Raw genomic sequence first — 20,746 nt, 5'->3', positions numbered from 1 at the left:
ATGAAACTACTCATAGTTGAAGACGATCTGTTATTGCAGGAAGGGCTGGCTCTGGCGCTGGCCAATGAAGGATATGCCCTCGACTGCGCCGCCACGGCGGCTGAGGCGGATGCCCTGATCCAGAGCGGCGAATACAGTCTGGTGATCCTCGATTTAGGCTTACCGGATAAAGACGGCGCTACGCAGCTAAGTCAATGGCGCCGCCGGGGTATCGCCAATCCAGTATTGATCCTGACGGCACGGGATGCCATTGAAGATCGTATCAACGGCCTCGATTCTGGCGCTGATGATTACCTGGTGAAACCGTTTGCCCTTGCGGAGCTTCAGGCGCGGGTACGGGCGTTGATTCGTCGTTATCAGGGACACAGCGATAACCTACTGACCGACGGCGATATTACGCTGAATCTGCAAACCCAGCAGGTGCTGTGCCAGTCCCTGCCGGTTGAAGTAACCCCTAAAGAGTTCGCGTTGCTGACGCGCCTGATTATGCGCAGCGGACAAACGGTACACCGCGAAACCCTGCAGCAGGATATTTATTCCTGGCAGGACGATCCCGGCTCAAATACCCTCGAAGTGCATATTCACAATCTGCGTCGCAAACTGGGTAAAGACCGGATTAAAACTGTCCGTGGCGTAGGCTATCGTCTGGAGAGCCAGAAATGAACAGCATGCGTCGGCGATTAATGGTTCTGCTGGCGGTCATTCTGTTATTTTTCCAGCTGATAAGCGTGATCTGGCTCTGGCATGAAAGCCGTGAACAGATTGGTTTTCTGGTCAACGAAACGCTCTCGGCGAAATCGCGCAATAATCATGTCGAGAAAGAGATTCGCGAAGCGATTGCCTCGCTGCTGGTCCCCTCTCTGGTGATGGTCGGTTTTACGCTGTGCTTCTCATTCTGGGCGGTCACCTGGATAACGCGACCGCTGAATCAACTGCGCGTCAGCCTGGCGAACCGCTCGGCGGATAACTTAACCCCACTCCCTGTCTATTCCGACATGGAAGAAATTGGTGCCGTCACAACCTCGCTCAACCAGCTCCTCGCCCGTTTGGATCACACCATTCAACAGGAACGTCTCTTCACCGCGGACGCCGCTCACGAGCTGCGAACGCCGCTTGCGGGGATCAGACTGCATCTGGAACTAATGGCACAGTCTGGCTCTCCACAGGCCACGACGTTAATTACCCGTATCGATCAGCTGATGCACACGGTTGAGCAACTGCTGATGTTGTCCCGTGCCGGACAGGCGATGGCGAGCGGTCACTATGAAACCGTCAACTGGACAGATGATATCATCATGCCGCTCGGTCTTGGACATGAGGCCAAAGAGCACACGGTGATATGGCCGGACAAAAGTCCGCTCACGGTGCAGGGTGATGCGGTGCTTCTGCGTTTGATGCTGCGCAATCTGCTTGAGAACGCCGGGCGCTACAGTCCGTCAGGCACAACGATTCGCGTGACTCTGGCCGACGTTGACGGGGGGACACAGGTCAGCGTTATCGATCAGGGGCCGGGGATAGATGAAGCGCACCGCCAGTTGATTACTGAACCGTTCCGTCGTCTTGACCAGCGCTACGGTGGCAGCGGCCTGGGGCTGAGCATTGTGCAACGTATCGTGCAGCTCCACCACGGCAAGCTGACGCTGGAGAATGGTGCTGAGGGCGGCTTAATCGCCAGCTGCTGGTTGCCGTCCAGCCTGCAATAAAAAAGCCCCCTTCCGGGGGCTTTAAACTGCGATTAGTGCTTGTAGATGAACTCGACACCTTCTTCGTCGTCTTCATCCCAGTCGTCGTCCCAGTCTTCTTCCTCTTCCACTTCCAGCTCTTCGAGCTGTTGGCGGTGGTAGTCATCCCACATGAATTCGACTTTTTCTGGCTGTTTCGCTTCTTCAGCCTGAACAACCGGGTTCTCGATGATAAAGGTCATCACATCCCAGCACAGATCTTTCACGCCAACCTGGCTTGCCGCGGAGATCAGGTAGTATTTATCTTCCCAGCCCATCGCTTCAGCAATGGCTTTCGCTTTCGCTTCCGCTTCGGCTTTATCCATCAGATCGATCTTGTTAAAGACCAGCCAGCGCGGCTTGTTCGCCAGTTTTTCGCTGTATTTTTCCAGCTCGCCGATAATGATGCGGGCATTTTCTACCGGATCGGAACCGTCGATTGGATCGATATCGATGAGATGCAGCAGTACGCGGCAGCGCTCAAGGTGTTTCAGGAAGCGGATACCCAGACCGGCACCTTCTGCAGCACCTTCAATCAGACCCGGGATATCAGCAACCACAAAGCTCTTCTCGTTATCCATACGGACAACGCCCAGGCTTGGTACCAGCGTGGTAAACGGATAATCCGCCACTTTTGGCTTGGCAGCAGAGACCGCACGAATAAACGTCGATTTACCGGCGTTTGGCATACCCAGCATCCCGACATCGGCCAGAAGCATCAGTTCCAGCTGCAGATCGCGCTTGTCGCCCGGCGTACCCATCGTTTTCTGACGTGGGGTACGGTTTACGGACGATTTGAAACGGCTGTTACCCAGACCGTGCCAGCCGCCTTTCGCCACCATCAGACGCTGACCGTGTTTGGTCATATCGCCCATGGTTTCGCCCGTCCCCTGGTCAATCACACGCGTACCGACCGGAACCTTAATGGTCACGTCTTTACCGCGTTTGCCCGTACAGTCACGGCTTTGACCGTTCTGACCACGCTCAGCGCGGAAGGATTTTTCGAAACGGTAGTCGATCAGCGTGTTGAGGTTCTCATCCGCCTCCAGCCACACGTCCCCGCCGTCACCGCCGTCACCGCCGTCAGGACCGCCACGTGGAATATATTTCTCACGGCGGAAGCTCACGCAACCATTGCCGCCATCACCTGCCACGACCAGGATTGTCGCTTCATCAACAAACTTCATTTTACTCTCCGTAACTCATTCGCCTGAGCGGGGGACTACTACGACCGCTTCATTTTTGCGCCAACGCCCCCAAAGACGATGACCAATGGCGGAATACATCGCGCCCGCAACCACGACAAACGCACCGAGATAGCCCAACATGTTGAGCATCGGTCTGACGAAGACATCGGGCCAGGCCATTGATAACAAATCTGAAAATAACAGCGTAAACAGCGGGGTAAGCGTAATGAGTGCGCTCACCTGTGCTGCCTGCCAGCGCGCCATCGCTTCGGCCAGCGCGCCATAACCGACCAGCGTGTTCAGCCCACAAAAAATGAGGCACGCCAGTTGCCAGTCGCTAAGCTGGGTAATCACACCCGGTTTTGCTAACGGCAATAATGCTATTGTACACAAAGTGTACAGCAAAAAGAGGATCTGCTGTGAGGCCAAACGACGCAATAACACCTTTTGCGCGACGCCATAGCTCACCCAAACCGTTGCTGCTCCCACTCCGAAGATCACACCCCAGGTGTAATCCGTCAGTCGGGTAAAAATCTCTATCAGACTGGTGTTGAAGAACATCACCAGACCACAGAGCAACATGCTCGCCCCGATAATTTGCGTGCCACGCATCTTCTCCTTGAGGATAAAGACGCTGGCGACCATCATGCCGACCGGTGAAAGCTGACCAATCACCTGCGACGCCGTGGGGCTAAGATACTGCAGGGAAGAACTGAACAGTATAAAGTTACCGAACAGGCCACCCGTCGCGATAGCCAGCAACACCAGCCAGCGCGGTTTACGGAAGATACGCAACGGCGGAAGCTTACCTTTGATCGCGAGGATGGCCCCAAGGCCGATACTTGCCATCAGAAAGCGATAAAATACCACCGTTGGCGGCTCCATCACTTCCAGTACCTGCTTCATTGCAATTGGCAGCGCACCCCAGCACATTGCGGTCGTGAGTGCCAAAAGAATACCAATGCCGGCCTGCTGCTTCATGCCCGTTTTCCCTACAGAAAAAATTACCGGGTTTCCAATGTAAAAAGCCCCGCAACAGGTTGCGGGGCTTTAATCCGTTACCGGACCGAGAAAACCTTACTCAGCAACGATGCTGATGTATTTACGGTTGTTCGGGCCTTTAACTTCAAATTTCACTTTACCGTCTGCTTTAGCAAACAGAGTGTGGTCACGACCGCATCCTACGTTGTTGCCAGCGTGGAATTTGGTGCCACGTTGACGAACAATGATGCTACCCGCCAGAACGGATTCGCCACCGAAACGCTTAACGCCCAGGCGTTTAGCTTCTGAATCGCGACCGTTACGTGTGGAGCCGCCAGCCTTTTTATGTGCCATTTAAATCTCTCCTCAGGTCTTAGGCGCTGATGCCAGTAATTTTCACATCAGTGAACCACTGACGGTGGCCCTGCTGCTTACGGTAGTGTTTACGACGACGAAACTTAACAATTTTAACTTTCTCGCCACGACCGTGAGCAACAACTTCAGCTTTGATAACGCCGCCATCAACGAAAGGAACGCCGATTTTGACTTCTTCACCGTTTGCGATCATCAGAACTTCTGCGAACTCAACAGATTCGCCAGTTGCGATGTCCAGCTTTTCCAGGCGAACGGTCTGACCTTCGCTTACTCGGTGTTGTTTACCACCACTTTGGAAAACCGCGTACATATAAACTCCGCTTCCGCGCACATCCTCGTATGAATCAGAGTGCGCTATAAATATTCACAATAGGGCGCGAATATTACGCAAAACGCGAGCCTTTGACAAGTGCTACCATCAATACATGAAGAAAAAAAACACAACGCGTAAGGTAACGTTTATCTGAGCCGTTTTTTCAGTACAATCAGCACTACTATTGATAAACCTAACCCTTCGTTACCCCATTGAAGATGGGATAAACAGGATAAAAAGCCCGGCTTTTGCGATGAATTTAGAAAAAATCAACGAGTTAACCGCGCAAGATATGGCGGGTGTGAATGCAGCAATCCTGGAGCAACTCAATTCTGACGTTCAGCTGATCAATCAGTTGGGCTATTACATCGTCAGCGGCGGCGGTAAACGCATTCGCCCGATGATTGCCATCCTGGCTGCCCGAGCCGTCGGCTATCAGGGAAATGCTCACGTCACGATCGCGGCACTGATCGAATTTATTCACACTGCGACGCTTCTTCATGATGATGTTGTGGATGAATCAGACATGCGCCGGGGTAAAGCCACCGCCAACGCCGCCTTTGGCAATGCTGCCAGCGTCCTGGTGGGGGATTTTATCTATACCCGTGCCTTCCAGATGATGACCAGCCTGGGTTCGCTGAAAGTGCTGGAGGTCATGTCTGAAGCCGTTAACGTGATTGCTGAGGGCGAAGTGCTTCAGCTGATGAACGTCAACGACCCTGACATCACCGAAGAAAACTACATGCGCGTAATTTACAGTAAAACCGCGCGCCTGTTTGAAGCGGCTGCACAGTGTTCCGGCATTCTGGCTGGCTGTAGCGAAGCCCAGGAAAAAGGGCTGCAGGACTATGGCCGTTATCTGGGTACCGCATTCCAGCTGATTGATGATTTGCTGGATTACAGTGCAGACGGCGAAACGCTCGGCAAAAACGTGGGTGATGACCTGAACGAAGGCAAACCGACGCTGCCGCTACTCCATGCGATGCGCAACGGGTCAGCCGACCAGGCGAAAATGATCCGTGAAGCGATCGAGCAGGGAAATGGTCGTCATCTTCTGGAACCCGTGCTGGAAACAATGGCCATTTGCGGATCGCTGGACTGGACGCGTCAGCGTGCCGAAGAAGAGGCGGATAAAGCCATCGCCGCACTTCAGGTCATCCCGGACAGCCCATGGCGCGATGCGCTCATTGGTCTTGCCCATATCGCCGTTCAGCGCGACCGTTAATCCTGCTCTCCCCTCCCCGCGGCCCTCGCGGGGAGATTCCAGTACACACCTGTATATTCCTCTTTCACGTAAACGCACCGGTTTACAGACCGCATGAATAAAGCCATGCCTTATTCTGAATATCCCTACCAGTAACGCGAACTTTTTAGAACAAGAAATTGAAATGGGTATAGTAAGGCCAGTCGTTTCAGACGAAATGGCGTAAGTGAATCCGAACTTAAGGACAGCGTTATGGACACGAAATTTATCGACTGGCACACAGCAGATATCATTGCGGCACTGCGCAAAAAAGGCACATCACTGGCTGCGGAATCTCGCCGCCATGGCCTGAGTTCTTCAACCCTGGCAAATGCCCTGACGCGCCCCTGGCCGAAGGGAGAATTGATCATTGCGACGGCGCTGGATACGCATCCGTGGGTGATCTGGCCTTCGCGTTACCACGATCCCATTACCCATGAATTTATCGACAGATCGCGCATGATCCGCCAGAGGAAAGTGAAGAAAGACCCGCAGGAATAGCGGTTTTTTTGACAGGAACAGCAACCCCCCGGTCATTTCTGGCAGGGGGCTGCCGGAACGATTACTCGCCCTTCACACGCTCAATATTCGCACCCAGCGCGCGCAGTTTATCTTCGATACGTTCATAGCCACGATCGATGTGATAAATACGATCAACGACCGTCGTCCCTTCCGCAATACAACCCGCCAGCACCAGGCTTGCAGATGCACGCAGATCGGTTGCCATCACCTGAGCACCAGACAGTTTCTCAACGCCGTGGCAAATCACGGTATTACTCTCGATCTCAGCATGTGCGCCCATACGAATCAGTTCCGGTACGTGCATAAAGCGGTTTTCAAAGATGGTCTCGGTAATGAACCCCGTCCCTTCTGCCACCAGGTTTAACAGGGTGAACTGCGCCTGCATATCGGTCGGGAAAGCAGGATGCGGAGCTGTACGCACGTTTACCGCTTTTGGACGGTTGCCGTGCATGTCCAGGCTGATCCAGTCTTCACCGATTTCGATATCAGCGCCTGCGTCACGCAGTTTCGCCAGCACCGCATCCAGGGTATCTGGCTGCGCGTTGCGGCAGGTAATTTTCCCGCCTGAAATCGCGGCAGCAACCAGGAACGTCCCGGTTTCGATACGGTCTGGCAGGACACGATACACGCCGCCGCCCAGACGCTCAACGCCTTCGATGGTGATACGGTCGGTGCCCTGGCCGGTGATCTTCGCACCCAGCGCCACGAGGAAGTTCGCGGTATCCACAATCTCCGGTTCACGCGCGGCGTTTTCGATGATGGTAGTACCTTCTGCCAGCGTTGCCGCAGACATGATGGTGACGGTGGCACCAACGCTCACTTTGTCCATGACAATGTGCGCGCCTTTCAGGCGGCCATTCACAGACGCTTTAACATAACCTTCTTCGAGTTTGATCTCGGCACCCAGTTTCTCCAGGCCAAAGATGTGCAGATCAACCGGACGTGCACCGATTGCGCAGCCACCCGGCAGGGAAACCTGACCCTGACCAAAACGTGCCACCAGCGGGCCAAGCGCCCAGATGGATGCACGCATGGTTTTCACCAGATCGTAAGGTGCAGAGAAGTTGTTTACGTTGCTGGCGTCGATCCAGACGGAACCGTTACGCTCAACTTTGGTGCCCAGCTGGCTGAGCAACTTCATGGTGGTGTCGATATCTTTCAGCTTCGGTACGTTCTGAATTTCTACCGGCTCTTCCGCGAGCAGCGCAGCAAAGAGGATGGGCAGCGCGGCATTTTTTGCGCCAGAAATTGTGACTTCGCCCTGGAGACGCGTTGGCCCCTGTACACGAAATTTATCCATTGTGTGCTCTCTTATAAATTCAACCGTGCTGCGGGCGTGTCGCCCACAACTCAAAAACCGTTTAGTTTGCGATCGCGTGCCCACTCTTGAGGGGTGAACGCTTTAATCGACAGGGCATGGATGCGGTTATCCGCAATGTATTCCATCAGCGGCGCGTACACAGCCTGCTGTTTCTTCACACGGCTCATACCGTCGAACATCTCACCCACAGCAATAACCTGGAAGTGACTGCCATCGCCAGTGACGTGGGCTTCCTGAAGGGAGAGTGCATTCATCAGCACTGTCTGGATTTCATGATTTTCCATGGGTTCTTAATCATCTGATAGTGAAAACAAGCCCAACATCTTAGAGCAAAGTGGCGTCGTCTTAAACAAGCAAAAAGCCCCGACGATGAATCTGTCAGGGCTTTCAGAAGTAACGCACTGAAAATATTAACGAGGCAGTACGTCCTGAGGGAGATTATAGAGCTGGGCCAGGGTGACCACATTATCGCTCGCCGCGTGCAGCGTAACGCTTGTACCCTGCTTTTTCCCCACGGCAACAAGATGGGCCAGCAGCGCGACGCCTGCCGTGTCCACCCGTGAAATGCCGCTCAGATCGATAACCGTCACGCCCTGCATCGCTTCAAAACGTTTGTCCCAGAGCGGGTTCAGCAGATCCTGGTCGAGTTCACCCGTCAGCTTCAACGTCTCACCCTCACGCGACCAGCTCAGTTGATCCGACATTACTTCTTCTCATCCAGAGAGATTTTTTGACGCGAGATAGACTGCAGCTGTGCGGTCAGGCCATCAATGCCTTTAGTGCGCAGCAGGTCACTCCACTCGTTCTGTTTAGTGGTGATCATGCTCACCCCTTCCGCAATCATGTCATAGGCCTGCCAGTGACCGGTCTGGCTGTTTTTACGCCACTGGAAGTCCAGGCGTACTGGCGGACGGCCGTTAGGATCGATAATCGTTACGCGGATAGGAATGATAGTCGCGTCGCCCAGCGGCTGCTCTGGTGCAATCTGATAGGTCTGACCGTGATACATCGCCAGTGCCTGACCGTAAGCCTGTTTCAGGTATTCACGGAACGCGGCAAAATAGGCGTCGCGCTGCGCCGGGGTCGCGTCTTTGTAATAACGGCCCAGCACCAGCGCACCCGCATATTTGATCTGCACGTACGGCAGCAGCTCTTGATCAACCACGTCGCGCAGATAATCAGGATTGGAACGAATTTTCGGCTGTTCGTTTTTAAGCCGGTCGAAGGTCTTCTTCGCAGCCTCATCCATCAGTTTGTACGGGTTACTCTGATCCGCAGCATGTGCCGCGGTGAGAGGGGCAATGACCAGCATGGCAACCATTAACAGTCGTTTAAACATGAATGACTTCTCCTGAAATTAATTCGTCGTGCCTGGTGTCGGTGCGACACTGGCAGGATCTTCGCTCTGCGCAGGGGCAGCGTCGGACTTCTTATCATCTCCTTTACTGTTATAAAGGAACTGACCAATCATATCCTCCAGCACCATCGCGGACTTCGTATCCTGGATTACGCTACCGTCTTTAAGGATAGTCGTTCCCAGCTCCGGGTCTTCAAAACCGACGTTGAGCGCCAGATATTGCTCACCCAACAGGCCGGAAGTGCGGATAGAAAGCGAGCTGGTGTCCGGGATATGGTTATAACGCTCTTCAATATCCATCGACACGCGCGGCAGATAGGTTTTCTCATCAAGCGTAATGTCAGAGACACGCCCGATGACCACCCCGCCTATACGTACCGGCGAGCGCGCCTTCAGCCCGCCGATGTTATCAAAGGTCGCATAAATGCGATAAGTCGGCTCGGTGCGCACAGACGTGATATCCGCCGCTCTCAGGCAGATAAACAGCGCGGCCAGCAACGCCAGTAACAGGAACACGCCGACCCAAATTTCATTTTTTCTCGTTTGCATGAACTCAATTCCCAAACATCAGTGCGGTGAGCACAAAATCCAGACCCAGTACGGCCAGCGACGAATGTACGACAGTACGTGTAGTTGCACGGCTGATGCCCGCCGAAGTCGGGATCGCATCATAGCCATTGAACAAGGCGATCCAGGTGACCGTAATGGCAAATACCACGCTTTTAATCAGACAGTTAACCAGATCCATTCGCAGATCGATGGCGTCCTGCATGGCCGACCAGAAGAAGCCCGCATCGATGCCCTTCCAGTGAACGCCAACCAGCGAGCCGCCCCAGATACCCACGGCGACAAAGAGGATCGTCAGGAGCGGTAAGGAAATCACCCCCGCCCAGAAGCGTGGCGAGATCACGCGACGCAGCGGGTCGACCGCCATCATCTCCATGCTGGAAAGCTGCTCGGTCGCACGCATCAGGCCAATTTCAGCGGTCAATGCTGACCCTGCACGCCCGGCGAACAACAGCGCCGCCACCACCGGCCCCAGCTCACGCAGCAGCGACAGCGCCACCAGCATGCCGAGGCTGGTTTCGGCGCTGTAGGTCGTCAGAACGAGGTAGCCCTGCAGCCCCAGCACCATGCCGATAAACAGACCGGAGACAATGATAATGAGCATCGACAGCACGCCGACATTATAGAGCTGCCGCACCAGTAGCGGTGCATGCTTACGAAATTCCGGCTTGCCGACCAGCGCGTTGAACAACATCAATCCGGCGCGCCCGAACGTCCTGATGGTTTTTATGCCACGGTGTCCAAGAGCGGCCAATGCATTTAACAGCATCAGTGGCTTAACTCCCTATTCCCAGTAAATCGTCACGATAGTCGCCCGCCGGGTAGCGGAACGGCACAGGCCCATCCGCAATGCCGTCGAGGAACTGCCGTACACGCGGATCGCAGTTTTCCTGCAACGCCTGAGCGCTGCCATGCGCGACGATCCTTTTGTCTGCCACAATGTAGGCATAGTCGGCGATGCTCAGCACTTCCGGTACATCGTGAGAAACCACTATACAGGTTACGCCGAGCGCGCTGTTCAGTTCAGAGATGAGCTTCACCAGCACGCCCATCGTGATAGGGTCCTGCCCGACGAACGGTTCGTCGAACATGATTAAATCGGGTTCTAAGGCGATGGCGCGTGCCAGCGCGGCGCGGCGTGCCATACCGCCGGACAGCTCTGAGGGCATCAGTTTTGCAGCCCCTCGCAGCCCCACGGCCTCAAGCTTCATCATCACCGTACTTTTCAGCAGCTCTGGCGGCAGACTGGTGTGCTCGCGCAGCGGATAGGCCACGTTATCAAAGACGTTCATGTCCGTGAACAACGCTCCCGACTGGAAAAGCATACTCATGCGTTTACGAACAGTATACAGGCGCGATCGTGACATCTCGGGGATGTTTTCGCCGTCAAATAGGATTTCACCGCTATCGGGTGGGATCTGGCCACCAATAAGGCGCAGCAAGGTCGTTTTACCGATCCCGGACGGCCCCATGATGGCAGTGATCTTGCCACGCGGTACGGTCAACGAAATATCATCGAATATCAATCTGTTGGCGCGAGAAAAACTCACACCCCGGACATCAACTAAATTCGCCATAGTTTGGCTCATTTATGGTTCCTTTCTTACCCTGCTCACGTTAAGCATGCAGACTGAATCAGCCCTAAACTCAGCATTTTTACAGAATATTAGCCGTTGAGGTTAGCGAAAGCTGGCATTTGTTTTACTTTTCCGGCGCATAAAGTCAAAATTAGGAATTCGTTACGCCTCAGACTGTATGCAGTCCTGCCATTCCATTCCTGCGCGATGGACCGACGAGTATACCTGAAGAAAGGACTTTTGATGCTTTTAGCAACAGCACTGTTAATAATTGGTTTACTTTTGGTGGTCTACAGTGCTGACCGTTTGGTATTTGCTGCATCTATCCTGTGCCGCCTGACTGGCGTACCGCCTGTCGTCATCGGGATGACCGTGGTCAGTGTCGGAACCTCGCTTCCTGAAATCATCGTCTCTGTCACGGCATCACTGCACGGTCAGTTAGACCTTGCCGTCGGCACCGCGATTGGTTCCAACATCGTCAATATCTTACTGATCCTTGGCCTGGCGGCCCTGCTCCATCCATTTCGCGTGCATTCTGATGTTCTGCGCCGTGAATTGCCGCTAATGTTAATCGTAAGCCTGCTGGCAGGGTGCGTATTTTATGATGGCGTACTGAGCTACGGTGACGGCATTTTCTTGCTGGCGCTGGCCGTTATCTGGCTGCGGTATAGTGTTAAAATCGCCCGTTTGGCAGAAAAACAGGGGCAGGATAGCCTGACGCGAGAGCAGGTCGCCGAACTCCCGCGTGAAGGCACGCTGCCTGTAGCGCTGCTGTGGCTCGGCGTCGCGCTGATCATCATGCCGATGGCCACGCGCATGGTCGTCGATAACGCCACGGTGCTGGCGAACTATTTCGCCATGAGTGAGCTCACCATTGGCCTGACGGTCATTGCCATTGGCACCAGTCTGCCGGAACTGGCCACCGCTATCGCAGGGGCACGTAAAGGTGAAGATGACATTGCCATAGGCAATATTATCGGTTCAAACATTTTTAATATCGCCATCGTGATGGGCCTGCCGGCCCTGATAACGCCCGGGCCTTTTAACCCCCTGGCATTCTCACGCGATTACGGGGTGATGTTGCTGGTCAGCGTCATTTTTGCCCTGCTCTGCTGGCGGCGGCAACGACAGATTGGCAAAGGCGCAGGGGCGCTGCTGACGGGTGGATTTATCGTATGGATGGCGATGCTGTACTGGCTTTCGCCTCTTCTCTCTGGGTAAACGGAAACGCATTATGTCGCAAATAGAATTGCAGCCGGGTTTTGACTTTCAGAAAGCAGGCAAAGAGGTTCTGGAGATTGAACGTGAAGGTCTGGCGCAGTTAGATCAGTACATTAATCAGGATTTTAGTCTGGCATGTGAGAAGATGTTCTACTGTGCCGGTAAAGTCGTGGTGATGGGCATGGGCAAGTCCGGTCACATTGGGCGCAAAATGGCGGCAACGTTTGCCAGCACCGGAACCTCTTCCTTCTTTGTACACCCGGGGGAAGCCGCGCACGGCGATCTGGGCATGGTAACGCCGCAGGATATCGTCATCGCGCTGTCGAACTCCGGTGAGTCTAATGAGATCCTGGCGCTGATCCCCGTGCTGAAGCGGCTGCGGGTTCCGCTTATTTGCATGACCAGCCGCCCGGAAAGTAGCATGGCGCGCGCGGCGGATATTCACCTGTGCGTGAAAGTGCCTAAAGAAGCCTGCCCGCTGGGTCTTGCTCCAACGTCCAGCACGACCGCTGCGCTGGTCATGGGCGATGCGCTTGCCGTTGCGTTGCTGGAAGCCCGCGGTTTTACCCCGGAAGATTTCGCGCTTTCCCACCCAGGTGGCGCGCTCGGGCGTAAGCTTCTGCTTCGGGTTAACGATATTATGCACACTGGCGATGAGATCCCTCACGTCAGTAAAGAGGCCTCCCTGCGCGATGCGCTGCTGGAGATCACCCGCAAGAATCTGGGTATGACGGTTGTGTGTGACGACCTGATGAAGATCCAGGGGATCTTCACCGATGGCGACCTGCGCCGCGTGTTCGACATGGGTGTTGATGTTCGCACGCTGGGCATCGCTGATGTGATGACGTCCGGCGGTATCCGTGTTCGTCCGGGTACGCTGGCGGTGGATGTGCTGAACCTGATGCAGTCCCGTCATATCACCTCAGTGATGGTTGCCGATGGCGACCAGTTGCTGGGTGTGGTACATATGCATGATCTGCTGCGCGCAGGCGTAGTGTAATGAAGGATAAGACAATGAGTAATGCGGGTGCATCCCTTGCAACCTGTTATGGTCCGGTCAGTACCCATATAATGGCAAAGGCGGAAAACATTCGCCTGCTCATCCTGGATGTGGATGGGGTACTCTCTGATGGCCTGATTTACATGGGCAATAATGGTGAAGAGCTGAAAGCGTTTAACGTTCGCGATGGCTACGGTATTCGTTGTGCGCTCACATCAGGCATCGACGTTGCCATTATCACCGGTCGGAAAGCTAAACTGGTTGAAGACCGTTGTGAAACGTTAGGCATTACCCATCTGTATCAGGGTCAGTCCGATAAGATGGCGGCGTTCAACGATTTACTGGGTAAACTGGCCGTCGCGCCGGAAAACGTGGCCTATGTCGGGGACGATCTGATTGACTGGCCGGTGATGGCTGAAGTCGGTCTGAGTATCGCCGTGGCCGATGCGCATCCGCTGCTGATCCCGCGCGCTGACTATGTCACCCATATCAACGGTGGCCGTGGTGCCGTACGTGAAGTCTGCGATCTGCTTTTGCTGGCGCAGGGCAAGCTTGATGAGGCCAAAGGGCAATCGATATGAGTAAAACCAGACGTTGGGTTATCATTCTGCTTTCGCTTGTCGCACTGGTATTGATTGGCGTGAACCTTGCCGATCGCGACGATACGCAGACGGAAGTGGTCAATACGAGCGAGCCAACCTATAAAAGCGATCACAGTGACACCGTGGTCTACAGCCCGGAAGGTGCGCTGAACTATCGCCTGATTGCCCAGCATGTTGAATATTTTTCAGATGACGGTATTTCGTGGTTTACCCAGCCAGTCATGACCACGTTTGATAAAGACAAAGTGCCGACGTGGTCGATTAAATCTGACCGGGCAAAACTGACGAATGACCGTATGCTTTATCTGTATGGCCACGTTGAAGTCAACGCCCTGACCGCTGACTCACAACTGCGCAAAATCACGACGGATAATGCACAGATCAACCTCGTGACCCAGGACGTGACGTCGCAGGATCTGGTCACACTGTATGGCACAACATTTAATTCCAGCGGTTTAAGAATGCGCGGGAACTTACGCAGCAAAAACGCCGAGCTGATTGAAAAGGTTAGAACCTCCTATGAAATTCAAAACAAACAAACTCAGCCTTAAAGTAATTATCGCCAGTGCGATGCTGGCGACCAGTCTTCCCGCGCTTGCTGTAACGGGCGATACTGACCAGCCTATCCATATCGAGTCCGACACGCAGTCGCTTGATATGCAAGGCAATGTCGTTACCTTTACCGGTAACGTCGTCATGACCCAGGGCACCATCAAAATCAACGCCGACAAAGTGGTCGTTACCCGTCCCGGTGGCGAGCAAGGCAAAGAGATCATTGATGGCTATGGCAACCCGGCAACCTTCTACCAGATGCAGGATAACGGCAAACCCGTGAAAGGCCGCGCCACGCATATGCACTATGAGCTGGCGAAGGACCTGGTCATCCTGACCGGTAACGCTTATCTGGAACAGCTGGACAGCAACATCACCGGCGACCAGATCACCTATCTGGTGAAAGAGCAAAAAATGCAGGCCTCCAGCGAGAAAGGCAAACGCGTAACCACCGTGCTGGTTCCGTCGCAGCTGCAGGACAAAGGTAAGGGTCAGGCCCCGGCACAGAAGAAGAGTAACTAATTCGTTATGGCAACATTAACTGCAAAAAATCTCGCGAAGGCCTATAAGGGCCGCCGTGTCGTAGAAGATGTCAGTCTGACCGTCAACTCCGGCGAAATTGTAGGCCTGCTTGGCCCTAACGGTGCGGGCAAAACCACAACCTTCTACATGGTCGTTGGCATTGTGTCGCGCGATGCGGGCAACATCGTCATTGATGATGAAGATATCAGTCTTCTGCCGCTGCATGCGCGTGCGCGTCGCGGTATCGGCTATCTGCCGCAGGAAGCCTCCATTTTCCGCCGCCTGAGCGTCTTTGATAACCTGATGGCCGTCCTGCAAATTCGTGACGATCTGACCAGCGAACAGCGTCAGGACCGGGCTAACGAGCTGATGGAAGAGTTCCATATCGAACATCTGCGCGACAGCCTCGGTCAGGCGCTGTCCGGCGGTGAACGCCGTCGCGTTGAGATTGCGCGTGCGCTGGCTGCAAACCCGAAATTTATCCTTCTGGATGAACCGTTTGCAGGCGTTGACCCCATCTCCGTTATCGACATTAAACGTATCATTGAGCATCTGCGCGACAGCGGGCTTGGCGTACTGATCACTGACCATAACGTCCGTGAAACGCTGGCCGTGTGCGAACGCGCATACATCGTGAGCCAGGGCAATCTGATCGCCCACGGTACGCCGCAGCAGATCCTCGAAGATGATCATGTTAAGCGTGTCTACCTTGGGGAAGACTTCAGACTCTGATAGGGTAGAGGTAATGTAACGCCGAACCGGAGAAAAATGCTCTGAACATGAAGCAAGGTTTGCAATTACGGCTCAGCCAACAACTGGCGATGACGCCGCAGCTACAGCAGGCGATTCGCCTGTTGCAACTGTCCACCTTAGAACTCCAGCAGGAGCTCCAGCAAGCGCTGGATAGTAATCCGTTGCTGGAGCAAGCCGATCTTCATGAAGAGGTAGATACCCAGCAGTCGCAGGATACTGAAGCACTCGACACCGCCGATGCGCTCGAACAAAAAGAGATGCCGGACGAGCTTCCGCTGGATGCCAGCTGGGATGAAATCTACACCGCCGGAACCCCTTCCGGTACGCGTGCAGACTACCAGGACGATGAGCTACCGGTTTATCAGGGTGAAACTACCCAGTCACTGCAGGATTACCTGATGTGGCAGGTAGAACTTACCCCTTTCTCCGATACTGACCGCGCGATTGCGACATCCATTGTCGATGCCGTGGATGACACCGGTTATCTGACCGTCACGCTGGACGAAATTCTGGAAAGCATGGGTGACGAAGAGATTGAACTCGAGGAGATAGAAGCCGTTCTGAAGCGCATTCAGCGTTTCGATCCGGTAGGGGTGGCCGCAAAAGATCTGCGCGACTGCCTGCTTATTCAGCTTTCTCAGTTCAGCAAAGAGACGCCATGGCTTGATGAAGCCCGCTTGATCATCAGCGACCATCTGGATCTTCTGGCCAATCACGATTTCCGCAGCCTGATGCGCGTCACGCGCCTGAAAGAAGAGGTGCTGAAAGAGGCGGTCAATCTGATTCAGTCCCTCGATCCGCGCCCCGGTCAGTCCATTCAGACCAGCGAACCCGAGTACGTCATCCCGGATGTGCTGGTCAGAAAACACAATGACCGCTGGGTCGTTGAACTGAACTCAGACAGCATCCCTCGCCTGCAAATCAACCAGCAGTATGCCTCCATGTGCACCAGCGTGCGTAACGACTCCGATAATCAATACATTCGTAGCAATTTGCAGGAAGCGCGATGGTTGATCAAAAGTCTGGAGAGCCGAAATGATACGCTGCTCCGCGTAAGCCGCTGTATTGTCGAACAGCAGCAGGCGTTCTTTGAGCAGGGCGAAGAGTATATGAAACCGATGGTGCTGGCGGATATCGCCCAGGCCGTCGAGATGCATGAATCAACCATTTCCCGCGTGACCACGCAGAAGTATCTGCACAGTCCACGCGGTATTTTTGAGCTTAAGTATTTCTTCTCCAGCCATGTGAATACCGAGGGCGGCGGTGAAGCGTCGTCAACGGCCATTCGCGCCCTGGTGAAGAAGTTGATCGCCGCGGAGAACCCCGCGAAGCCACTGAGCGACAGTAAGTTAACCACCATACTGTCCGACCAGGGTATTATGGTGGCACGCCGAACTGTTGCGAAGTATCGAGAGTCTTTATCCATTCCGCCGTCTAACCAGCGTAAACAGCTGGTCTGACACAACCGATAAGGAAGACACTATGCAGCTCAATATCACAGGACATAACGTCGAGATTACTGAGGCTTTACGTGATTTTGTGAATGCTAAATTCGCGAAACTCGAGCAGTATTTCGAAAGGATCAACCAGGTCTATGTTGTATTGAAAGTGGAGAAAGTGACTCATATCTCGGATGCGACCCTGCATGTCAACGGGGGTGAGCTCCATGCCAGTGCGGAAGGGCAAGACATGTACGCTGCTATCGACGGCTTGATTGATAAGCTTGCACGACAGCTCAATAAACATAAAGACAAACTGAAACAACACTAATTGTCCGGGCAGTTAACGGGTGCAGGAAGGCCTGTTGTGAAACACAACAGGCCGTTTGTACAGTTAGCGCTTAGGTGAAATTATGATGAACAACGATTCCGCTCTTCAACTGAGCAATGTCCTTAACCAGGAATGTACGCGCAGTGCTGTTCACTGCCAGAGCAAAAAACGTGCGCTGGAGATCATCAGTGAACTGGCCGCAAAACAGCTGGGCCTGCCGCCGCAGGTCGTGTTCGAAGCGATCCTGACCCGTGAAAAAATGGGCAGTACCGGCATCGGCAACGGCATCGCGATCCCGCACGGCAAACTGGAAGAGGACACCCTGCGTGCCGTCGGTGTGTTTGTGCAGCTGGAGACGCCTATCGCCTTCGATGCCATCGATAATCAGCCCGTCGATCTCCTCTTCGCGCTGCTGGTGCCTGCCGACCAGACGAAAACCCATTTGCATACGCTTTCGCTGGTCGCAAAACGCCTGGCCGATAAAACCATTTGCCGTCGACTGCGCGCAGCCCAAAGTGATGAAGAGCTATATCAAATTATCACTGAAGCAGAAGGCAATCAGGATGATGCATAACCAGGAGATGGCCTTCACATCTGTTGTCCTGAGGAGAAACGGAACATGGTGCTGATGATTGTCAGTGGCCGTTCAGGGTCCGGGAAATCCGTGGCCCTGCGCGCGCTGGAAGACATGGGGTTTTACTGCGTAGATAACCTGCCGGTCGTGCTGTTGCCCGACCTGGCACGCACGCTTGCGGAGAGGCAAATCTCTGCCGCCGTCAGTATCGACGTTCGTAACATGCCTGAATCGCCAGAAATCTTTGAACAGGCAATGAGCAACCTGCCTGATTCATTCTCGCCTCAGCTGCTGTTCCTCGATGCAGACCGCAATACTCTGATCCGTCGCTACAGCGATACACGTCGTTTGCACCCGCTTTCCAGCAAGAACCTCTCGCTGGAAAGTGCTATCGACGAAGAGAGCGATCTGCTGGAACCGCTGCGTTCCCGTGCTGACCTGATTGTCGATACGTCCGAAATGTCCGTGCATGAGCTGGCGGAAATGCTGCGTACCCGTTTACTGGGCAAACGCGAGCGTGAACTGACGATGGTGTTCGAGTCATTCGGCTTTAAGCACGGTATACCTATCGATGCGGATTATGTTTTCGACGTGCGCTTCCTGCCGAACCCGCACTGGGATCCGAAGCTGCGTCCAATGACCGGTCTCGATAAGCCCGTCGCGGCCTTCCTCGACAGACACACAGAAGTTCACAATTTTATCTACCAGACGCGAAGCTACCTTGAGCTATGGTTACCTATGCTGGAGACAAACAATCGTAGCTACCTGACCGTGGCGATTGGCTGTACCGGCGGTAAACATCGTTCGGTCTATATCGCCGAACAGCTGGCCGACTATTTCCGCTCACGCGGGAAGAACGTTCAGTCCCGTCATCGCACGCTGGAAAAACGTAAAACATGACCGTAAAACAAACCGTTGAGATCACCAATAAGCTGGGCATGCATGCACGTCCGGCGATGAAACTGTTTGAGCTGATGCAGGGTTTCGATGCAGACGTTCTGCTGCGTAACGATGAAGGTACCGAGGCGGAAGCGAACAGCGTGATTGCGCTGCTGATGCTGGACTCCGCCAAAGGCCGCCAGATTGAAGTAGAAGCTACCGGTCCACAGGAAGAGGAAGCGCTGGCGGCGGTGATTGCGCTGTTTAACGCCGGGTTTGACGAAGACTAACCCCTCTTTCATGGCGGGTAGCGCTACGCTTACCCGCCTTACATCAATTTATTTCTCGCCATAAACCCTTCCCCTCCCAGCTGCCGCATCTGGCGCATGATCCACGCCTGTCGGTTTCGCACATAGCCTGAGGGTGCATCGGCTTTAAAGCGAATTGGGTTAGGCAAGACCGCGGCCAACAGCGCAGCTTCAGAGAGGCTCAGCCGGCTGGCAGGTTTATTGAAATATCGCTGCGACGCGGCTTCGACACCAAACACGCCATCACCAAACTCGGCAATGTTCAGATAGACCGTCAGAATACGTTTCTTGCTCCAGACCGTTTCCATCCCCAGGGTCAATCCGGCTTCCAGCCCTTTTCGCACCCAGCTGCGGCCATCCCACAAAAACAGGTTTTTGGCCGTCTGTTGTGACAGCGTCGATGCGCCGCGCACGCGGTTTTCATGGCGTTCGTTATGGGCGAGCGCTTTCTCGATTGCCGCCACGTCAAACCCCCAGTGCTCCGGGAATTTCTGATCCTCCGCCGCTATCACCGCCAGCCCCATCCACGGGGAGATTTCATCTGTGCTCACCCAGTCAGAGTGGGCAACATAGCTGAAGTCACCGGTGAACCACGCGCTCAGCTGACGCTCAACCATCACGGCAGAAAACGGAACCGGCAGAATGCTGAATAATGCCAGTCCGCCGCCCCAGAACACCGCCAGCACCAGCACGGCACGCCAAAGAATACGTTTTACCCAGGCGCCTGCGGCGAATTGACGCCTCATTCAGTCAGCACCAGCACTCTGGCCACCAGTTTTTCAATGCCTGAAGCGGCTTCCGCGATAGTCTGCGCCAGCATATACGCGGGTGTGGTGACGATTTTATTGTCTTCATCCACCACAATGTCATCCACCGGACAAGGGATGTGCTCGCCTCCCATCTCCTCGATGATTTCCGCTGTATCAATATCGGTCCCGATGGTCAGGCGCAGCGGGAAATCAAAAATTGTGGGAAGCATGGCCGGAGCGATGCAGATAAAGCCCTGCGGTTTACCCGCCGCATGCATGGCCTGTGATAACGCTTTTAAATGCGGATCAACCTGACACCCGGCGCCTTGCGTGGCAAACGTGCTGAGGTTTTTAGCCGCCCCAAACCCGCCCGGTACAATTAACGCATCAAGCTCTGCGGCGTCCGCCTGAATCAGAGGATGAATTTCGCCACGCGCAATACGCGCGGCTTCAATCAGGACGTTACGGGTTTCTGCCATCGGCTCCCCGGTCAGATGATTAATGACATCAGCCTGATTTTTGTCTGGCGCGAAGCAAATGACTTCAGCCCCCTCTCTTGCCAGGGCCAGCAATGTGATGACGGCTTCGTGTATCTCAGAACCATCGTAAACGCCACATCCGCTCAGTACGACACCAATCTTTTTCATCATGA

28 protein-coding genes are annotated in these 20,746 nt (G+C 54.2%); 15 read left to right on the top strand and 13 right to left on the bottom strand.

Going from position 1 to position 20,746, the window contains the following annotated elements; genetic code table 11:
- Both pmrA and pmrB read left to right on the top strand, forming a co-directional pair.
- A complete protein-coding gene (gene pmrA / locus QE396_RS19710; protein WP_014171795.1) occupies window positions 1-663 on the top strand; it encodes a two-component system response regulator PmrA in 663 nt (220 codons plus the stop codon).
- Window positions 660-1,703 carry a two-component system sensor histidine kinase PmrB gene (gene pmrB / locus QE396_RS19705; protein WP_020883533.1) on the top strand — a complete coding sequence of 348 codons (1,044 nt, stop codon included), beginning with the start codon at window positions 660-662 and terminating at the stop codon, window positions 1,701-1,703. Before pmrA ends, pmrB begins: the two co-directional genes overlap by 4 nt.
- 32 nt (window positions 1,704-1,735) lie before the next feature.
- Here the strand turns inward: pmrB and cgtA are convergent, their stop codons facing one another.
- The 4 genes from cgtA to rplU form a co-directional block, all read right to left on the bottom strand.
- Window positions 1,736-2,908 (bottom strand): Obg family GTPase CgtA, encoded by a 1,173-nt coding sequence (cgtA, locus tag QE396_RS19700; protein ID WP_014171797.1) that lies wholly within the window; start codon window positions 2,906-2,908, stop codon window positions 1,736-1,738.
- Between the two features lie 15 nt (window positions 2,909-2,923).
- Complete coding sequence (locus QE396_RS19695; protein WP_014171799.1) at window positions 2,924-3,889, bottom strand: DMT family transporter; 966 nt, start codon at window positions 3,887-3,889, stop codon at window positions 2,924-2,926.
- Between the two features lie 96 nt (window positions 3,890-3,985).
- Entirely contained in the window at window positions 3,986-4,243 is a 258-nt protein-coding gene (gene rpmA, locus QE396_RS19690) for a 50S ribosomal protein L27 (RefSeq protein ID WP_004385076.1), read from the bottom strand.
- Between the two features lie 19 nt (window positions 4,244-4,262).
- A complete protein-coding gene (rplU, locus tag QE396_RS19685; RefSeq protein ID WP_003025032.1) occupies window positions 4,263-4,574 on the bottom strand; it encodes a 50S ribosomal protein L21 in 312 nt (103 codons plus the stop codon).
- Window positions 4,575-4,830: 256 nt separating this feature from the next.
- Here rplU and ispB point away from each other — a divergent pair, with 256 nt between their 5' ends.
- Together ispB and sfsB are read left to right on the top strand one after the other, a co-directional pair.
- A complete protein-coding gene (gene ispB, locus QE396_RS19680; RefSeq protein ID WP_020883532.1) occupies window positions 4,831-5,802 on the top strand; it encodes an octaprenyl diphosphate synthase in 972 nt (323 codons plus the stop codon).
- 231 nt (window positions 5,803-6,033) lie between these two features.
- Window positions 6,034-6,321 carry a DNA-binding transcriptional regulator SfsB gene (sfsB, locus tag QE396_RS19675; protein ID WP_014171802.1) on the top strand — a complete coding sequence of 96 codons (288 nt, stop codon included), beginning with the start codon at window positions 6,034-6,036 and terminating at the stop codon, window positions 6,319-6,321.
- 61 nt (window positions 6,322-6,382) lie between these two features.
- On the opposite strand, the gene murA is transcribed toward sfsB, so the two are convergent.
- The 7 genes from murA to mlaF form a co-directional block, all read right to left on the bottom strand.
- The gene (gene murA, locus QE396_RS19670; RefSeq protein ID WP_020883531.1) at window positions 6,383-7,642 is read right to left on the bottom strand and encodes a UDP-N-acetylglucosamine 1-carboxyvinyltransferase; all 1,260 of its coding nucleotides are present in this window, start codon (window positions 7,640-7,642) and stop codon (window positions 6,383-6,385) included.
- 50 nt (window positions 7,643-7,692) lie between these two features.
- On the bottom strand, window positions 7,693-7,947 hold the full coding sequence (ibaG, locus tag QE396_RS19665) for a BolA family iron metabolism protein IbaG (protein WP_008501458.1): 255 nt from the start codon (window positions 7,945-7,947) through the stop codon (window positions 7,693-7,695).
- A 126-nt stretch (window positions 7,948-8,073) separates the two neighbouring features.
- Window positions 8,074-8,367, bottom strand: a complete 294-nt coding sequence (gene mlaB, locus QE396_RS19660; RefSeq protein WP_014171806.1) for a lipid asymmetry maintenance protein MlaB — start codon at window positions 8,365-8,367, stop codon at window positions 8,074-8,076.
- Window positions 8,367-9,002: a phospholipid-binding protein MlaC gene (gene mlaC, locus QE396_RS19655; protein WP_014171807.1), complete on the bottom strand. Its 636-nt coding sequence runs from the start codon at window positions 9,000-9,002 to the stop codon at window positions 8,367-8,369. The genes mlaB and mlaC overlap by 1 nt, the downstream gene beginning before the upstream one ends.
- 18 nt (window positions 9,003-9,020) lie before the next feature.
- Window positions 9,021-9,569: an outer membrane lipid asymmetry maintenance protein MlaD gene (gene mlaD, locus QE396_RS19650; RefSeq protein WP_025202923.1), complete on the bottom strand. Its 549-nt coding sequence runs from the start codon at window positions 9,567-9,569 to the stop codon at window positions 9,021-9,023.
- A gap of 4 nt (window positions 9,570-9,573) precedes the next feature.
- Window positions 9,574-10,356, bottom strand: coding sequence for a lipid asymmetry maintenance ABC transporter permease subunit MlaE (gene mlaE, locus QE396_RS19645; protein WP_010436044.1), 783 nt, complete (start codon window positions 10,354-10,356; stop codon window positions 9,574-9,576).
- Between the two features lie 7 nt (window positions 10,357-10,363).
- Window positions 10,364-11,176 carry a phospholipid ABC transporter ATP-binding protein MlaF gene (gene mlaF, locus QE396_RS19640; RefSeq protein WP_020883529.1) on the bottom strand — a complete coding sequence of 271 codons (813 nt, stop codon included), beginning with the start codon at window positions 11,174-11,176 and terminating at the stop codon, window positions 10,364-10,366.
- 231 nt (window positions 11,177-11,407) lie between these two features.
- Here mlaF and QE396_RS19635 point away from each other — a divergent pair, with 231 nt between their 5' ends.
- The 11 genes from QE396_RS19635 to npr all read left to right on the top strand — a co-directional run bounded on the left by QE396_RS19635 (window position 11,408) and on the right by npr (window position 19,327).
- Window positions 11,408-12,385: a calcium/sodium antiporter gene (locus tag QE396_RS19635; RefSeq protein ID WP_044857271.1), complete on the top strand. Its 978-nt coding sequence runs from the start codon at window positions 11,408-11,410 to the stop codon at window positions 12,383-12,385.
- A 13-nt stretch (window positions 12,386-12,398) separates the two neighbouring features.
- Window positions 12,399-13,385: an arabinose-5-phosphate isomerase KdsD gene (kdsD, locus tag QE396_RS19630; protein ID WP_020883527.1), complete on the top strand. Its 987-nt coding sequence runs from the start codon at window positions 12,399-12,401 to the stop codon at window positions 13,383-13,385.
- A gap of 14 nt (window positions 13,386-13,399) precedes the next feature.
- Window positions 13,400-13,966, top strand: coding sequence for a 3-deoxy-manno-octulosonate-8-phosphatase KdsC (kdsC, locus tag QE396_RS19625; RefSeq protein WP_309952675.1), 567 nt, complete (start codon window positions 13,400-13,402; stop codon window positions 13,964-13,966).
- A complete protein-coding gene (gene lptC / locus QE396_RS19620; RefSeq protein ID WP_014171814.1) occupies window positions 13,963-14,538 on the top strand; it encodes an LPS export ABC transporter periplasmic protein LptC in 576 nt (191 codons plus the stop codon). The genes kdsC and lptC overlap by 4 nt, the downstream gene beginning before the upstream one ends.
- The gene (gene lptA, locus QE396_RS19615) at window positions 14,507-15,061 is read left to right on the top strand and encodes a lipopolysaccharide ABC transporter substrate-binding protein LptA (protein WP_020883526.1); all 555 of its coding nucleotides are present in this window, start codon (window positions 14,507-14,509) and stop codon (window positions 15,059-15,061) included. Before lptC ends, lptA begins: the two co-directional genes overlap by 32 nt.
- 6 nt (window positions 15,062-15,067) lie before the next feature.
- The gene (gene lptB, locus QE396_RS19610) at window positions 15,068-15,793 is read left to right on the top strand and encodes an LPS export ABC transporter ATP-binding protein (protein ID WP_014171816.1); all 726 of its coding nucleotides are present in this window, start codon (window positions 15,068-15,070) and stop codon (window positions 15,791-15,793) included.
- Window positions 15,794-15,840: 47 nt separating this feature from the next.
- Window positions 15,841-17,274 carry an RNA polymerase factor sigma-54 gene (gene rpoN, locus QE396_RS19605; RefSeq protein WP_014171817.1) on the top strand — a complete coding sequence of 478 codons (1,434 nt, stop codon included), beginning with the start codon at window positions 15,841-15,843 and terminating at the stop codon, window positions 17,272-17,274.
- A 22-nt stretch (window positions 17,275-17,296) separates the two neighbouring features.
- On the top strand, window positions 17,297-17,584 hold the full coding sequence (hpf, locus tag QE396_RS19600) for a ribosome hibernation promoting factor (RefSeq protein ID WP_014171818.1): 288 nt from the start codon (window positions 17,297-17,299) through the stop codon (window positions 17,582-17,584).
- Between the two features lie 82 nt (window positions 17,585-17,666).
- Entirely contained in the window at window positions 17,667-18,158 is a 492-nt protein-coding gene (ptsN, locus tag QE396_RS19595; protein WP_014171819.1) for a PTS IIA-like nitrogen regulatory protein PtsN, read from the top strand.
- Window positions 18,159-18,203: 45 nt separating this feature from the next.
- Entirely contained in the window at window positions 18,204-19,058 is an 855-nt protein-coding gene (rapZ, locus tag QE396_RS19590) for an RNase adapter RapZ (protein ID WP_014171820.1), read from the top strand.
- The gene (gene npr / locus QE396_RS19585; RefSeq protein WP_010436067.1) at window positions 19,055-19,327 is read left to right on the top strand and encodes a PTS phosphocarrier protein NPr; all 273 of its coding nucleotides are present in this window, start codon (window positions 19,055-19,057) and stop codon (window positions 19,325-19,327) included. The genes rapZ and npr overlap by 4 nt, the downstream gene beginning before the upstream one ends.
- A gap of 38 nt (window positions 19,328-19,365) precedes the next feature.
- Here npr and mtgA read toward each other — a convergent pair whose 3' ends face one another.
- Together mtgA and elbB are read right to left on the bottom strand one after the other, a co-directional pair.
- Window positions 19,366-20,091 carry a monofunctional biosynthetic peptidoglycan transglycosylase gene (mtgA, locus tag QE396_RS19580; RefSeq protein ID WP_014171821.1) on the bottom strand — a complete coding sequence of 242 codons (726 nt, stop codon included), beginning with the start codon at window positions 20,089-20,091 and terminating at the stop codon, window positions 19,366-19,368.
- On the bottom strand, window positions 20,088-20,741 hold the full coding sequence (elbB, locus tag QE396_RS19575) for an isoprenoid biosynthesis glyoxalase ElbB (protein ID WP_032670144.1): 654 nt from the start codon (window positions 20,739-20,741) through the stop codon (window positions 20,088-20,090). Before elbB ends, mtgA begins: the two co-directional genes overlap by 4 nt.
- Window positions 20,742-20,746 lie beyond the last annotated feature (5 nt).

Origin of the sequence: Enterobacter sp. SORGH_AS_0287 (genome assembly GCF_031453695.1) — a bacterium.
Classification (GTDB): domain Bacteria; phylum Pseudomonadota; class Gammaproteobacteria; order Enterobacterales; family Enterobacteriaceae; genus Enterobacter; species Enterobacter ludwigii.
Note: the sequence above shows the minus strand (reverse complement) of the source record. Positions and strands in the feature narration are given on the sequence as shown.

Coding starts and splice junctions, on each gene's coding strand:
- lptA (WP_020883526.1), top strand. CDS start 14,507: ATGAAATTCAAAACAAACAAACTCAGCCTTAAAGTAATTATCGCCAGT.
- rpmA (WP_004385076.1), bottom strand. CDS start 4,243: ATGGCACATAAAAAGGCTGGCGGCTCCACACGTAACGGTCGCGATTCA.
- rplU (WP_003025032.1), bottom strand. CDS start 4,574: ATGTACGCGGTTTTCCAAAGTGGTGGTAAACAACACCGAGTAAGCGAA.
- lptC (WP_014171814.1), top strand. CDS start 13,963: ATGAGTAAAACCAGACGTTGGGTTATCATTCTGCTTTCGCTTGTCGCA.
- mlaC (WP_014171807.1), bottom strand. CDS start 9,002: ATGTTTAAACGACTGTTAATGGTTGCCATGCTGGTCATTGCCCCTCTC.
- mlaF (WP_020883529.1), bottom strand. CDS start 11,176: ATGAGCCAAACTATGGCGAATTTAGTTGATGTCCGGGGTGTGAGTTTT.
- kdsD (WP_020883527.1), top strand. CDS start 12,399: ATGTCGCAAATAGAATTGCAGCCGGGTTTTGACTTTCAGAAAGCAGGC.
- mlaD (WP_025202923.1), bottom strand. CDS start 9,569: ATGCAAACGAGAAAAAATGAAATTTGGGTCGGCGTGTTCCTGTTACTG.
- npr (WP_010436067.1), top strand. CDS start 19,055: ATGACCGTAAAACAAACCGTTGAGATCACCAATAAGCTGGGCATGCAT.
- pmrB (WP_020883533.1), top strand. CDS start 660: ATGAACAGCATGCGTCGGCGATTAATGGTTCTGCTGGCGGTCATTCTG.
- hpf (WP_014171818.1), top strand. CDS start 17,297: ATGCAGCTCAATATCACAGGACATAACGTCGAGATTACTGAGGCTTTA.
- mlaE (WP_010436044.1), bottom strand. CDS start 10,356: ATGCTGTTAAATGCATTGGCCGCTCTTGGACACCGTGGCATAAAAACC.
- pmrA (WP_014171795.1), top strand. CDS start 1: ATGAAACTACTCATAGTTGAAGACGATCTGTTATTGCAGGAAGGGCTG.
- ptsN (WP_014171819.1), top strand. CDS start 17,667: ATGATGAACAACGATTCCGCTCTTCAACTGAGCAATGTCCTTAACCAG.
- mtgA (WP_014171821.1), bottom strand. CDS start 20,091: ATGAGGCGTCAATTCGCCGCAGGCGCCTGGGTAAAACGTATTCTTTGG.
- ispB (WP_020883532.1), top strand. CDS start 4,831: ATGAATTTAGAAAAAATCAACGAGTTAACCGCGCAAGATATGGCGGGT.
- lptB (WP_014171816.1), top strand. CDS start 15,068: ATGGCAACATTAACTGCAAAAAATCTCGCGAAGGCCTATAAGGGCCGC.
- rpoN (WP_014171817.1), top strand. CDS start 15,841: ATGAAGCAAGGTTTGCAATTACGGCTCAGCCAACAACTGGCGATGACG.
- QE396_RS19695 (WP_014171799.1), bottom strand. CDS start 3,889: ATGAAGCAGCAGGCCGGCATTGGTATTCTTTTGGCACTCACGACCGCA.
- rapZ (WP_014171820.1), top strand. CDS start 18,204: ATGGTGCTGATGATTGTCAGTGGCCGTTCAGGGTCCGGGAAATCCGTG.
- kdsC (WP_309952675.1), top strand. CDS start 13,400: ATGAGTAATGCGGGTGCATCCCTTGCAACCTGTTATGGTCCGGTCAGT.
- QE396_RS19635 (WP_044857271.1), top strand. CDS start 11,408: ATGCTTTTAGCAACAGCACTGTTAATAATTGGTTTACTTTTGGTGGTC.
- sfsB (WP_014171802.1), top strand. CDS start 6,034: ATGGACACGAAATTTATCGACTGGCACACAGCAGATATCATTGCGGCA.
- elbB (WP_032670144.1), bottom strand. CDS start 20,741: ATGAAAAAGATTGGTGTCGTACTGAGCGGATGTGGCGTTTACGATGGT.
- cgtA (WP_014171797.1), bottom strand. CDS start 2,908: ATGAAGTTTGTTGATGAAGCGACAATCCTGGTCGTGGCAGGTGATGGC.
- mlaB (WP_014171806.1), bottom strand. CDS start 8,367: ATGTCGGATCAACTGAGCTGGTCGCGTGAGGGTGAGACGTTGAAGCTG.
- murA (WP_020883531.1), bottom strand. CDS start 7,642: ATGGATAAATTTCGTGTACAGGGGCCAACGCGTCTCCAGGGCGAAGTC.
- ibaG (WP_008501458.1), bottom strand. CDS start 7,947: ATGGAAAATCATGAAATCCAGACAGTGCTGATGAATGCACTCTCCCTT.